The 14,928-nt window shown below is 45.3% G+C and carries 7 protein-coding genes; 1 reads left to right on the top strand and 6 read right to left on the bottom strand.

All coding sequences use genetic code 11. From position 1 onward, the window contains the following. Together ACX0G7_RS14720 and ACX0G7_RS14715 are read right to left on the bottom strand one after the other, a co-directional pair. Nucleotides 1–899 (bottom strand): RagB/SusD family nutrient uptake outer membrane protein (locus ACX0G7_RS14720; RefSeq protein WP_458924255.1); only part of this gene is annotated, 899 nt, incomplete at its 3' end. 11 nt (nucleotides 900–910) lie between these two features. Then, nucleotides 911–4,009, bottom strand: coding sequence for a SusC/RagA family TonB-linked outer membrane protein (locus ACX0G7_RS14715; protein ID WP_458924254.1), 3,099 nt, complete (start codon nucleotides 4,007–4,009; stop codon nucleotides 911–913). Between the two features lie 343 nt (nucleotides 4,010–4,352). On the opposite strand from ACX0G7_RS14715, the gene ACX0G7_RS14710 reads away from it, so the two are divergent. Beyond that, nucleotides 4,353–7,052: a PKD domain-containing protein gene (locus ACX0G7_RS14710; RefSeq protein ID WP_458924253.1), complete on the top strand. Its 2,700-nt coding sequence runs from the start codon at nucleotides 4,353–4,355 to the stop codon at nucleotides 7,050–7,052. Nucleotides 7,053–7,077: 25 nt separating this feature from the next. Here the strand turns inward: ACX0G7_RS14710 and ACX0G7_RS14705 are convergent, their stop codons facing one another. The 4 genes from ACX0G7_RS14705 to ACX0G7_RS14690 form a co-directional block, all read right to left on the bottom strand. Then, on the bottom strand, nucleotides 7,078–9,282 hold the full coding sequence (locus ACX0G7_RS14705; RefSeq protein WP_458924252.1) for a polysaccharide lyase family 8 super-sandwich domain-containing protein: 2,205 nt from the start codon (nucleotides 9,280–9,282) through the stop codon (nucleotides 7,078–7,080). A 172-nt stretch (nucleotides 9,283–9,454) separates the two neighbouring features. Further along, nucleotides 9,455–11,410, bottom strand: coding sequence for a heparinase II/III domain-containing protein (locus ACX0G7_RS14700; protein ID WP_458924251.1), 1,956 nt, complete (start codon nucleotides 11,408–11,410; stop codon nucleotides 9,455–9,457). Between the two features lie 10 nt (nucleotides 11,411–11,420). Next, nucleotides 11,421–12,806 carry a BNR-4 repeat-containing protein gene (locus ACX0G7_RS14695; protein ID WP_458924250.1) on the bottom strand — a complete coding sequence of 462 codons (1,386 nt, stop codon included), beginning with the start codon at nucleotides 12,804–12,806 and terminating at the stop codon, nucleotides 11,421–11,423. 14 nt (nucleotides 12,807–12,820) lie between these two features. Next, nucleotides 12,821–14,704, bottom strand: a complete 1,884-nt coding sequence (locus ACX0G7_RS14690; protein WP_458924249.1) for a heparinase II/III domain-containing protein — start codon at nucleotides 14,702–14,704, stop codon at nucleotides 12,821–12,823. Between the last annotated feature and the right edge of the window lie 224 nt (nucleotides 14,705–14,928).

The raw sequence follows: 14,928 nt of genomic DNA, 5'->3' as shown, positions 1-14,928 counted from the left end.
TAGTAGTTTGGTAAAACGTCAGCTTTTCCAAGAGCGTCAATTTGCCCCGGATCGCCGTTCATATATAAGGTAAGACCGAAGTCATTTATTACCGAGCGAAAATCAGCAGCTGCGGCTGTGAATGCTGTTGTTGCAGCACCCTGGTCCCGGGTAAACCCCTCGAGTTCAGGCCAGCCATTCTTTTTCCATGATCCCCAATAAAGGTTAAGTTTTCCACGGAGAGACAAGGCAGATGCCTTTGTAGCTCTTCCCTGGGCAGATGCCTTTGCCGGAAGTTTTTCAATTGCGTAGGTATAATCTGCCAGGATAGAATCCCTGACCTGGCCGATTGGAAGGCGCGCCAGGCTTGCTACCTCAGCATTCTCTTGTACAACATTTGTGAAGTAGGGAACATCACCCCACATTGAGATCAGTTTGAAATAGGATAATCCACGCAGCATCCTTGCTTCCCCGATGATCACATCCAGGTTTGCAGGATTCAACACCACGCCTTCAGTCTGCATGCGTGATACGTTCTCTATTACATAGTTAGCACGGTTAACCGCACCATATAAATAACGATACATTTTATCCCAGTTACCGGAGTAACCACTTGGTTCATAACTGGCACCATTATATGCATCACCCTGTCTGAGATTCGTCTGGGTACTTCCGCCTCTTACTCTTGTGAACTCAGCATGCCCATCCATATAATAATCGCGGTCGAAACAATAACGTATTGAATTATAAAGACCGTTCAGTCCATATAGCGCATCAGCTTCAGTTTTCCAGAATTGTTCAGCGGCAAGATCCACTGTAGGCGTTTGCTCGAGCAGGTTCTTACGGCAGGATACCTGGAGCATACCTATGGATGCTAAAGCGAGAATAAATATCTTGTTAGTAATGAATTGTTTTTTCATATCAGCAGCTTTTAAAAACCAAGTTGAAGTACTAAAGAATAAGCTTTGGCAACCGGATAGGCCAAATTGTTATCACCACCTGATTCCGGATCAAGACCACGGAAAGAACTAGCTGTCCACAGGTTCTCCGCTGATCCCGCGATACGGAAAGTATTTATCCCCGCTCTTCTCATTAATGGTAACGAGAATGTATAGCCGACCTGGAGATTTTTTAATCTTACATAACTCATATCATCCAGCCAGAAAGTAGTATTCTCAATTCTGTTATTTCCTGACCCGCCCAGGCGAGGCCATTCACCACCCCTGTTTTCGACTGACCATGGTTGTGTAAAATGATCCCAGGTAGAAGCATAGCGTTGGGATCCGAAATTTGTATTGTTATAAATATTAAACCAATAATCTTTTCTGCCGGTAGCGGCATTTAAAAGAAAGCTGACATCGATACCTTTCCATGATGCATAGCCATTAAGCGCACCAAAAGTTGTTGGTCTGTCGCGCTGGCTGTTAGGCAATGCCTTCTGATCATTACCATCGATTCTTCCATCACCATTCAGATCCTGCCTTATTACATCACCCGGCTGAATACCCTGTGGTGTATTTTTGTATACATCCTGCCAGGTTTGTGCAATACCATTGGTTTCGTAAGTATAAATAAATCCATATGGCATCCCGATAAATGTACTTCCACGATTCAGGAACTCATTCCAGCTTTCCAGTTCTGTCTGGTTGTATGAGGCATTTAAAGTTATACCATAACTGAAGTCACGAACATGATCCTTCCACGAAAATGTACCTTCAATACCACGGTTACGCAGATCTCCGATATTGCGTCTTGGAGGAGGATTATATGCGCCGGTAAGCAGGATAGAAAATTCTGAAGGACGGTTCATCCCGGTTGTCTTACGATCATAAACATCTATCTCTGCAGTAAGCCTGTTAGCCAGGAAACCAAGTTCGAGGCCGATATTTAAAACAGCTGTTGTTTCCCATGTAAGATCGGGATTCACGAGTTTGGTGTTAACAAAACCCCGCTGTACCGCTATGCCATATATGTAGGGATTGGAAGTAAGGGTATTCTGTTGTTCGTATCTTCCAACGCCGCTGTTGTTTCCAAGCTCACCATATGAAACACGGAGTTTACCATTTGTCAGAAACCGATCGGTGAACCCTTTCAGGAAATTTTCTTCGGTGAATCTCCAACCAACTGCAACAGATGGAAAAAATCCAAACTGGCTGCCAGGAAGAAACTTTGAGGATCCGTCTACCCTGAAATTACCCTCGAGCAGGTATTTACCATAGGCGTTATAATTAACACGCCCGATATAAGACTGAAGTCCTTCTGTGCTGGAATTACCACCCGTTCCCTGGATATCAGTCAATGCTGCATCTATTTCCCGGAGTGAAGGATGCAGACGATCATTTCTCGAGCTGCCCTGGAACCTGTCGTACCAGTATTCCTCGCTGTAAACAAACAAAGCACTGATATCGTGATTGCTGCCAATGGTGGTGTGATAATTCAACCGGCCATTCAGCATTGTTTTATAGCCGGTATTGGTGTTGTTGCTGATACCAGCATTCTGACCAACATAAATCCGGCTGCCAAAACTGTTTGTTTGAAAGTTGAAGGCCGTATTAGGAGTACTTGCATTATAGCTAAACTGGTTGTAATAATTTAATGCATATTCCACTGTACCGGTTAATCCTTTAAATGGAGTCCAGTCAAAATACATACTGGAGTTTACTTCCTGCCTGTCGCGGTTTGTTAGCTGATTTACATAAACTGTATAAGGATTGTAAGCCTGTGGATCTTCGCCGTAAGCCATTACACCTCCATAATAGCCTGTAACAGGATCGTATGGAGTTATACCAGCAATAGCATACTGCATATCGAATCCGGCAGTATTTGCAGGGTTGGGATCAGTAAATCCTTCTTCCAGAGCAAATTTGAATTTTGACCAGTTGCCATTGAATTTAACGCCGGCGTTCATATTACTGCGCACCTTATAATCAAAATTAAAACGTGCATTGTATTGCTTATACGTATTGTTGATCTGCATTCCAACCTCATCTTTTACACCTGCGGAGATAAAGAAATTTGATTTATCGTTGCCACCTGAAGCGGAAAGATTATAGTTTTGGAAAGTACCATCCTGCATGATAATATCCCACCAGTCAGTATCCGGATATCTCAATGGATCTATCATGCTTAAGGCCATCCACTGATCTATCGTACCATTTTTAAATTGCTGATTCTGGGGAAGTGTTCCTATAGCTGCACGGCGTTGATGTAAAGTTAACGCACGTGCGTAGTCGTTTACAAACTGGTATCCTCTGGTTGGCTTCTGAATAGCCATGTTAGAGTTGAAATTGATGGCTGTTTTCTTCTGACCCTTACCCGACCGGGTGGTTATGAGAATTACACCGTTTGCGGCGCGGGAACCATATACAGAAGCTGAAGTTGCATCCTTCAAAACTGAAACCGTCTCAATATCATTGATGTTAATACGGTTAATATCCACGTCAGGCATTCCATCTACAACGATCAACGGGCTACTGTTGTTAACAGTACCGAGACCCCGGATCAGAAGAGACGCATTGTTGCGACCCGCCATACCAGAATTCTGAACAGCCTGCAGACCAGGTACCAACCCTGTTAACCCCGCAGAAATATTTGGCAATGCCCGACCTGTTAATTTCTCATCAACATTTACCGTTGATACTGCCCCGACAAGATTCACTTTCTTTTGCTTACCATAACCGACTACAATAACATCTGTCATAGATGTCATTGTCGAGCGCATACTCACATTATACTCACTCCGCTCATCGACCTTATCGGTCGTTGTTTCATAATTGAGCGATGAGAATACAATAGTACTGCCGATAGCAGCATTTAATGTAAAACGCCCATCCGCCCCGGTAGTTGTTCCTGTCGTTGAGCCCAATACTGTGACAGATACATCGGGGATAGGAGCACCAATTGAATCTTTTACAGATCCTGAAATCGATTTCAACTGAGCCTTAGAAACGAGCGGGGAAAGTAGTGAGGAAATTAACAGGGTGAACACGAATAAAGGAATCTTTATCCGCCGGTGGCGAGTCTGTGGCATAAGCAATCAGTTTTGATTTTATTTTAATCTAGCAAACTCAAACTTGCTAAAAAAAGCTGGAAACGTTTTCATAAACGGAACATTTATTTACTGAAACGTTTTCGTAAATTTTTGAACCGCAGCTTTTTTATAAGATATTGATTGAGAACCAATCAGTAAACGACCTAAGCGTTTACCCTCAGTACTCTGCAAACGTTGCCGGGATATCCGCTCAATGAGACATTTTATTACAATAAAATGCTGCAAAACCCCGGCGATCAAAATTTTAATCCCGATCACTGGCATTACTATCGGAAATCTTATATTTTGTGGCTTTCAATTACTGACCGTACGACCCGGCTCTATGATCACTAAACGTTTGCAGCTTCTGTTAGTCTGCCTGTTACCCTTCTGTGCGGCATTCGGACAGGGCTGCCCTGCCAACATTGATTTTGAGCATGGCACATTTGACGGCTGGGATTGTTTTATAGGATCGACCTCCGTCGACAGCAATAAAAATGTCATTACCCTGAATGCATCATCGCCGCTGCCCGGCCGGCATGAAATGATTACCAGCTCATCAACAGGCATTAAAGACAAATATGGAAACTTTCCCATACTTTGCCCTTATGGTGGCAGCTCATCCGTAAAACTCGGCAACGATCTGACCAACTTCGAAGCCGAAGGTTTGTCATATACGTTTACCGTACCTGACCTGGTCGATACATTCAGCTTCACATATTATTATGCGGTTGTTTTCCAGGATCCTAACCATGTGGAAGTTTCCCAGCCAAGATTTTTTGTTACGGCCTATGATGTGGAAAGCGGTGAACTCATAAACTGCGCCTCCTATGATTATATAGCTACGGGTGGAATTCCGGGTTTTAAACAATCAACCTACCAGACAGATGTCCTTTATAAGGAATGGTCACCGGTCTCCATCCAGTTCGCCGGTCTTGCAAACCGCAAAGTGAGGTTAGAGTTCAAAACGGCGGATTGTACACTGGGAGGCCATTTTGGATATGCATATATCGATGTAGGCTCCGGTTGCTCCAATATCCTGGCTACCGCGCCTTACTGCATCGAATCGAATTCCATCATTCTGAATGCTCCTTACGGCTTTAAAACGTATACCTGGTACAATGAAGATTACTCACAGATCATAGGGCACGAGCAGTCGCTCACATTAAGTCCGCCACCCGCAACAACCGGTTCGTTTCATGTGGATATAGTTCCCTACCCCGGTTATGGCTGCAGGGATACCGCCAGCGCATTTGTGGTACCGAGACCTGTACCACCCACGCCAGCGGCAGACTCGCTGCTCGTCTTCTGTCAAAATCAGCGAGCGGACGATTTCAAAACAACAGCCGATCCGGGCAACGACCTGGTTTGGTACACCCAGGAAACCGGTGGTACCGGCAGGTTCAATAGTCCGGTTATTTACACTGCTGCTCCATATGATACAACCTTCTGGGTTTCACAGAAGGAACTGTTTGGGTGCGAAAGCGAACGAACCCCTATGATGGTTCGTATACAACGATCACCAAAGGTCTCATTTGCCTCAAACGATGCTTTTCAATGCCTGAGTAATAATAGTTTTAGTTTTAGCAGTACTTCGGATAACCTTAGCAACAGTAATTTTTTATGGGACTTCGGTGATGGTACCAGGGATTCTGTTTCAGGTAGTGTTGCCAGTCACCGGTTTGCTGATTTTGGTAACTACAGCGTGAGGCTAACGGTCATGAACGACCGAACCTGTTCGAACGAATCTGTTGGCTTTGTGTCCGTGGGGGCCAAACCTGTTGCTGCTTTTCGCGCGCCGCCGGTTATCTGTGAAAACGAGGCTTCCGTTCAGCTACTTGACAATTCAGCTGTTCCTGGAGGCGGATCCTCTATGACCCACTGGTGGTGGGAGATTGATAAAACAACGTACACAGGTCAGACCCCTGCCGCATTTGGTACAAAGGGCGCAGGTTACCTCAGCGTAAGATTAGCTGTGAGAAGTGCTGCAGGGTGCGAATCAGACACCATTCTGCGCATACTTCCCGTCCGTTATAAACCAAGAGCCGGTTTCAGGTATTTATCACCGTTATGCAATAACGAGCCTGTCCGCTTCCAGGATTTATCGACCATGCCCTCTGCTTCTCCTGACCGGGTTTCGGGATGGTACTGGCAACTTGACCAGGGGCCTTCCATCAACAATGCTAACCCGGTTATGCATATCAACAGCGGCCTCCACGAGGTGAAGCTGATTGCAGAGAGTAATATGGGTTGCAAAAGTGCAATAGCAGATACCACTCTCTTTGTGCATCCCAAACCACTTATTGCATTAACCATAAATGATTCCTGTGTAAGAAGACTCGTTAACTACCAGGCAAGTGCACAATTGCAAAATGTTACGAAATGGCTCTGGAACTTTGGCAACGGGCAATTCCCTTCCGGGGACAAACACACCAGGACATACGCAAGCGAAGTCTCATTCCCGATTACCTTGATTGGCCAGACCAATGAAGGCTGCAAGGATACAGTGTTCCGCCGGTTCAGGATCTTTGAGAACCATGCCAACGCCGGAAGGGATACAATCGTTGCGAAAAATGAACCTGTAAAGTTATTTGCACGCGGCGGTACCGGGGTTAAGTATGCCTGGAGCCCGGCGGATGGCCTGGATAATACATCAGCAGAGAACCCGGTTGCTACTTATGATAAGGACCAGCTTTACAGGCTGCGGGCAATTTCGGACCAGGGCTGTGAGGCATATAGCGAAATATTTATAAAACGATATGCCGGACCCGAGCTTTATATTCCAAATGCCTTTACACCAGACAACGATGGTAAAAACGATGCGTTAAAAGTATTCCCGGTCGGCATCCTCAAATTCGGATACCTGGCAATTTATACCCGGAACGGACAACTGGTCTATCGCACGACGGATTACTCGCAGGGGTGGAATGGCATGTTTAATGGTAAAAGGATGGAGAGCGGCACTTATGTTGCCGTGGCCCAGGCCGAGGATTACCGTGGCAAAGCAATGATGAAAAAAACTACGGTTATGCTATTACGTTAGTTTTAGCCCCCGAAGCAGGTGATATCTATTTTGAATTTAGTTTTTGAAACGGTATAATAGTACTGCTTCCCGCCATTCCGGCTTTGGGCGACATAACTTCCACTGTAGTCATTTTCTTCGATTCATCCCAGTCTGCCTTGAATTGTTCACCGGTACCATTTACTTTTTTATTGATGGTGAGGATAAGGCTTCCGAGCTTTTGGGTCGGTTCTGAAACGGTTATTGCGTCCTTGTCAACCATGATGATGCAAGGCTGTTTTGCAGACAGGCTAAAGCCGGCAAACTGCAAGGTACCTGGCTCATAAAAAACCGCCTGGGTTATCCCGGATTTCCGGTTGGTTACAGCCTGCATGCTGGTGGTGTTTGACAAGACTTCAATGCCTGGATTTTTAATATAACTGTCAAGGTCACCCGAAGACGCATTTGGAACGACTATGTAAGCATAGGAAGCGTTTGTTGTTTTCCTGCCATGATCCAGCCAGGCCGAGAACACTTCTTTTTTCACGGGGTCGGTGGTCGCCCACGACTGGTGATTGATCTGCCGCCAGTTCCCGGTTACTTCGTGATTAAGCAGTTGCAGATCCACAGCGGCGGGGAAGAGGTATCCGACGCTATCGTGCAACACCCATTTTACTTTTTGCAGCTTATGATCACCTCTCCTGAGGGTTGATCTGCCGTTTGCATCACTTACCATCACTTCTTTTTTCAGTAAAGTCTGGTTCAGGGTTGTGTACACAGACGAATCAGTATCGGTCGAAATTCCTGTTCCCAGGCATACGTACTCCCTGTCAAACATAAACCAGGCTTTTTTGGCTTTGAGGGGGTCATGCACACTGATAAGATCTATCGCGGCAGCACCATAGATGCCATTACTGACACCACCCGAAAATTCGGATAGTCCCTTTTTCGCAAGTTCTTTCCAATGCGCTACATCAGCCTTCTGCAGAATCGTGGCACCCGGAATTTTTTGCCAGTCCCAAACGGGATAGATATCAAGATATTCATCGCCCCTCCTTGATATGAAGTTTGATCCATCACCGAAATGATGCATTTTAAGGCCTTCCTCATTATGTGGTTGTTCCATGTTATTTGCACGGGAAGAATGCATACGAACAGATGCAAAATATGTTGGTCGTTGATGTACGAGGTATGATGAATGCCAGAAAAACCGGTCGCTTTTCGTTGAAGGACGAACCAGTCCTTTGCGAAGCCGGATGATCTGATCAAGTTCAGCAGAACGGTATTCTGAAATTTTCCGCAGGTTTTCAGGCAATTCAGTACCGGCTCTTTTCAAAGCACCCATCCTTGACATATCCCGGTTCTCGGCACCGGGGTCAGAATAGATCCCGTAGACCATGGATTTACAGATGCCATCGAGAAAATAATCTATCAACAACCTGGTTGCTTCCTCCGGTAACTTAAAACGCGTGCCGGATATTTTTACTGCCCAGTAAGCAAATGAATTTGCAAAGCTGGTACCATAGGTGAGGGTTGAAATAACGTTGTCTGTGCGGTGATGAAAACTCAAATCCGGTTTGATCCCGCGGTCGGTGGTAATTTTAATTTCGGAAGCCATCACCTTTATGACCCGCTCCAGTACAGCTTCATCGCGGGTAAATAAAGCCTGCTTTCCCAACATCCCGGCAATCGGTAAGAGGTCCCCACCCGGCCTTGCACCAAAGGCTTCAAGGTTCGCACGGTTTGCAATCTTCAATCCCGCGCTCTTCTGATTTTCGGTAAGATGAGTATCCATCAGCATCAGGATATTGATCATAAACTGGGGTGTTCCCATTTCGTTCCACCACCAGTTCTGGCAACGGAAATCGTATTTGAGCCAGTAGTCCAGCGCTGTACTTAAAACCTTTTTGACCGACGCGTCATTGAGAAATGGTGAAGTTTTTTTGCTGATGGCACGGGCAAGGGTAACCATATTCTCAAGATGAATTCTATGCTCAAAGCCTGTGCGTGATGTATCAACATAGTTTATCCCCGGCCACGTGCCGTCGCTCCGGATCGTCTTAACCAGCGTTTCAACTTCCTCCCTGCTTACTGATGGTTCCTGGAGGTCGGTGATAATGCGTAGTCTTATCGTTTCGAGATCATCGTCAGTGACACTGCTGGTTTGTGTGTTTGACTCAATATGTTTTTTGCCGGGGTCTGCATTCAGCCCGGCGGTTGATAAACCGAAGAAAAGAATGCAGGCAATGATAAATTTGAGATCTGTACGCATAATAATGGTGGGAATAATAAACTGATATTAGTAAGTTATATGGATCGGTTCCTGTATGATCAAAAAAGTTATACGGATCGGTTCCTATATGATCAAAAGAATTATACGGATCGGTTCCTGTAAGATCTAAAGAAACTTACACGGATCGGCTACGTTTGATCAGAAGAACAGATCAATTTGCTGCAATAATAAATTTCATATTATCCTTTGCTTTGGGTTTTATGACATCGAAGTTGATGCGGTAGATGTTATCTCCCCATTTCTCGATGATCCCCTTATCTTCCATGGCAGTCAGCGGAATCTTTTCGACCTGGGCACGCATTTTACTTTGATCAAATGCAACCTTGAAGTCTTTTGCCTTACCATCTCTGTCCTTGAAATGAATTATGACTTCACCGGCTTTTGTGACCTCTGCGGGATAACAGGTCATCAGGTGTTGCGTAATCTTTTCAGCCTTATCAAGTACCAGGTCATCAATTACCGTAACATTTCTTTGCCTGTTAAGTGTTACGGCACGCTGCCATGATCTGACACCGGCCTCAGCAGGATAAGATGCCGCGATGTCCATACTTATTACAGCTGCATCCTTGTTGTTTTTGTATTTCACATTTCCCGCCCTGAACCTGGATCCCGGTGGTTGCGTAAAGCCATTGATGGTTGGCACATTGTGATAGTCTGAGCAATTGTACCAGATCTCGTAACGTTTATCGCTGAAGGTCTTGCGGGTATAGGTACCTCTGCCAACATCAATCAACAACGGCAAGCCATTATAATAAACAACATAATTACCTATATCATTATGATTATGACTTTCATCGTTGTGCCCTCCCTTCGCCGCTACAAAAAACCCGTCTACGCTGCCTTGCCGGTCCCTGGCAAGCATTACCTGGATATCCGGCAACCAGACTTCTCCCGGTAACGGTAAACGCTGCTCTGCTTTTTGAAATTCATCCTGCAGAAACAAAGAATAAAAATTTCTGAAGTAGTGAAACCGGCCTAATTTATTGTCCTCATCTTTTCGGTAAAAAGCACCGAAGGCCATCATATCATGGTCACCAATATCTTTACCGAAACGATAAATCATACTTGCCGCCATTGTCGGCTGCGGATCTGCGTCTGCAAAATTCAGAAAATAGTCTTCACCTATCTGGGCACGATAAATGAAACGACCCATGTTTTTTATCTTCTCGTCGTCATAGATGTATTTGAATGCATTATTACTCGCAAGATTAAGCAAAGAAATATTATCATACAATGAAGCCGCCGCTGCTCCCCAATATCCCGGGCCTTCGTCGCAGCCACCATCCATGGGATAAGGGTTTACAAATTCGTCCAGCACCTTCAGGATCTTTTCTACCATTGCCACCCGCTTATCTTCATTTTTCTCTACCAGCAAGGCAGTATTCAGCCAGTTGGAACAGATCCATGGATTCCAGTTATTTGGTGGTCTCCCATTGGCATTTTTAGTCATCCATCCATGCGGCTTATTCATCAGTGGCTCGAACAGCCGCCTATTGGTTTCAACATAGATCCGTTTGCGGATCTGCGGTGATACCGCGTCCAGTTTTTCACCCATATAATAATCCACCCAGGCAAGGAATGTACCTGTTTCTGCCGCGAACAGGTCAACAAATGGAGCTGTTACATCCACGAGTCCCGAATATTCTTTTCCACGGGGAAGATGCGCCGGAACACCCCACCAGGACTCTTCACAAATCGACCATACGCCATTGATGATAGCATCGGTGAACCTTCCCTTGTTTTCATAAATCTCCGCCATTAGCAACGTACCAAGCACATTTCTTTTTTCAAAACTTACCGATTGGTATTCATTCCTGTCACCGGTGCGTTCTATCAGCAATGATTTTGTAGCGGGGATATACGGCCATTGATAATCTTTAAGTGAATCTGCCTGCCTGAGAAACCCCTGTAACATTTTCTGATCAGCCTTTGACCAGGCTTCCCTGTCATCAGCTTTCGGAAACGGCTTCCAGCTGGATACCGGGATCAGTACTTTCTTTAAGGCGGCAACATTGTATTTGCCGCTGAGCAGGTTTTTGCTTTGTGCTGATAAGGACAACACGCAAGCTGTAAACATTACAGCAATCAGTAACAGTTGTTTTCTCATAACCATCAGTTTAGTTGATTCTTCCGGTCACCAATGCCGGCCTTTGAAACTCCTCCTTCATATCATAAGGCAGTTCGTATACAGCACCATTTGAGTCAGTAAAAAATAACTTTGAGACAGACAGGGTATCAGCATTTCCATCTGCCCAGATCGCCTGGAACCCAGGATGCATAACAGATGGCCGCCTGGCATAGGAATGATTTCGTGTGCTGTTTGACGTTAGTACACGTTTTTTCTGCCAGGTGTATCCCCTGTCTCGGCTTTGCCAGACAGCCATTTCCCCTCCCGTTCCATTGATCTGTGGCCCTGGTTCTGTTGGCCCTACTACCTGCCAGGTATTGCCAAGTATATACAGGGATCCCATATCGTAGTTATGTGACGACCTGCAAACCGTGCTTGATTCCCATTTATTGTTCTTCCATTGCAGTACAACCCATTGCCGGAGATTTCCGGCTGGTCCCGGTTGATGACTATTGCTTATCACAGCCAGGATAACAGGATTACCCGCATCATCAAAATTTATGTCGTTCAGGTAAACAAGCTTCCCTTCTTTTTCATAATCCTTTACAAGGGCCTCATTCATTTTGCTGGTCAGCGGGGTCTGGACCCCCGTACCGGAGATGGTTGTCCAGGACTTGCCCAGGTCGCTGGTTTGCAGCAAATAAATATTGGTTCTTTTGTCAACATTTCCCCCGGGATGATAATTAAAGACAGTGACGATCTTGTCGTGCCATTTATTAGAAACCTGGTAGTGTCCGCCCATTCCAGCCAGCTTACTATCCGCGGACCAAGATAAACCATCGGCGCTGGTTGACCAATAGAGTTCTCTTCCGTTGGTATATTTAGTAAAAAGATAAAAAAAGCCTTTACCCTCCACCCACCATGGCTGGGGATAAGTCATATCCGCTTCCCGGATCTTTTCGAAAGCATCAATCTCATACGGCTTACGGCTTTTGAATAATAATCCAGGCCTGCTTGTGTTGCGGCCACTGACAAAAATCCATATGAATCCTTTCTCGTCAATGGAAATGGAAGCGTTATCATGGGGATCATCCACACCCATCTTGTCATAAACGATCACGGGTTTAGGTACCTGTTTTTTTGAATGATCAAAATATGACAACATAATCAACAAATGCTTTGCATCTGCTTTGGTGGTACCACCATAAACAAAAAAAGTCTTGTTCGCTTGCGGTGAATAAACCGCAATGGGAATATGGCTGGATGTATAGGTTCCCAGTCCCCCGGAATACTTATCTCCATATTGAGAAAACTGACCGAGTGTAAACCAAATGCCTCTATAACCATTTACGGTTGGCAGTTGTGCGTAAGCCCGCGTAAAGAGAACGATTGCGAAAAATGCAAAGAAAGTCCTTATCAATATGCTTTTTATCATCTTATCTCTGCATGTTACTTCCACGACTTAAGAGCAGGTAATTTTTTTGTTGCAACCGCCTTCGAACCTTGCGGTACCAGGGTCACTTCCAGGGCATTTTCGCTGTTAGCCGGAAGCATCACTTCAAAGCCAACGAGGATAGTGCCGGGATTTGGGGCATCATAACTGTTCGGCGGATCTGTTGACCAGGTTTTCATTGTTACTTTGACGGGTGACCTGACCTCTAGTATCAGCTTTTTACCATCCTTTGTGAGTTCAAGTGAATTGTCGGAGATTATCTTTACTTCGGCGGGTGTAAGCATCGTCCACCGCACCTTTGCAGATTTATCACCGGTTTTAATTTCATCCCTTACAACCACATATGATTTGTCAACGATCGCGATACCCCTGACTGATTTGGCCACCATACCCTTATAAACTTCGGACATATCGGTAACCGCATTCATATTTGCGGGGGATGTTCCTGCGCTCACAATCGGTGCATATCCTTCCACCAGCTGATGCTGGCTGTCGATAGCAAGCGTATTGTGAACGAGGTTCGTGTACCGAAACACGGTCCAGCGCTGAGCGTCCTGTGTTCTGCCGAATAACTTGATGCCCTTTGATTCGAGTGACTCATAATTCTGCATACCGAAATCCATCGCCCATCTCACTCCGTTTGCATCCATCACGAATGAGCCGATATCCATATGTGCATGATTAACACCTACAGATCCGCCCTTAAAGCCTACATAGATGGCATTGGTATCCGTCCAGGAAGTACGCATCAGGGCAACGGGATTTTTTCCCTTACCCACCCACATTGTTTCCTTTGGTGGTTTGATATTGTTTATTGAGATGCCATTACTCCAGATCAGGGCCGCCGGAAGCAGGCGATTGTTTACAAATCTTGTCGCTGAGCCCGTCAGGAGGTGACTGCGTTCGACCCATAACAGCGATGGATCCTTTACTTTGGATGCGAACCAAAACATGGCGGGTTGGAAACCACCCTCGTTCCCTGCATCAGAATAATTAAACGGTTTGCCTGAAGGGCCTGTCATATTCTGCAGAAAACCTGCCGTGCGAAGAAACCCGGGCCTGGCTGAGAGGCCAAAATCCTTTCCAAACAATTTTTCAATAGCACTTACGAACATTACATTAAAGCTTGTTCCGTATCCCCAATAGCCATAACCCTCAGGGTATGCACCATCAGGTCCATAATCGGCCATTGATATCACAATAGTCTCCAGGGCGCGGTTGATTATTTTACGGGCGAGTTCCGGATTATCCTCATAAATGGCCATGGCTCCATAAGTCATGCCGGCATTGCACACCTGGTTCCAGTTGTGTTCAGCCCTCAGGAATGAATTGTTTTTGGGATCAAGCGAAGGTTCGATTCCTTTCTTGATAATTGCTGCCTTTATTATGGTTTTTGTTGCTTCAGGCAGGTCTGCATACAACCAATCGTATCCTATAGCCGCAGCCATAGTCATCTCCGCTACATCCAGGAAATGCGAAGGGTTCCAGTCGCTGAATTTTGAAATGGCAAGCAGTTCCTGCTCGGCCCTTTTTAGGAAGGCCGGATCTTTCGTCATCCGGTAACCATAAGAAAGCATGAAAATTCTCCGGAGCGCCTCACGGGATTTGTCAAGCAAACGCCTGCCTATTTGTATACGCTCAACCGGTGGCTCATTTACCAGTCGCCTGCATTCATTGACAATGCCAGATTGCATATTTTGCCAGATCTGGTCACTTTCGATAGTTCTTTTGATTACATTCTCCTCATCTTTAGCCAGCAGAATCCGCGGATGTTGGGGTAATTTGAAATTTTGGCCTATAAAATCGGTTTGACCGGTAGCTTTACCTACACAACAAATCATTGCGAGGACTAACACGGGTAAAGTGCAGCGTAGTTTCATATAGCAAATGTTTCTTCCTGATGCAGGATCGCAATCTGAATTAAAAAAGAGCCTTAACCAAGGCAAAGCAGTGATTAGCACCACATAAAAAAGGAAATTAGCAATTAACAATCACAATAAACAGAAGCCGGATTATTTGACAACGAAATTTCTACGAAAACGTTTCAGTAAATAAATCAAGAATTTCTGAAAACGTTTCCAGCTTTTTTTACCAAGTTTGACCC

The sequence above is a fragment of the Flavitalea antarctica genome, from assembly GCF_054461535.1.
This window is presented reverse-complemented; position numbering and strand designations above follow the sequence as displayed.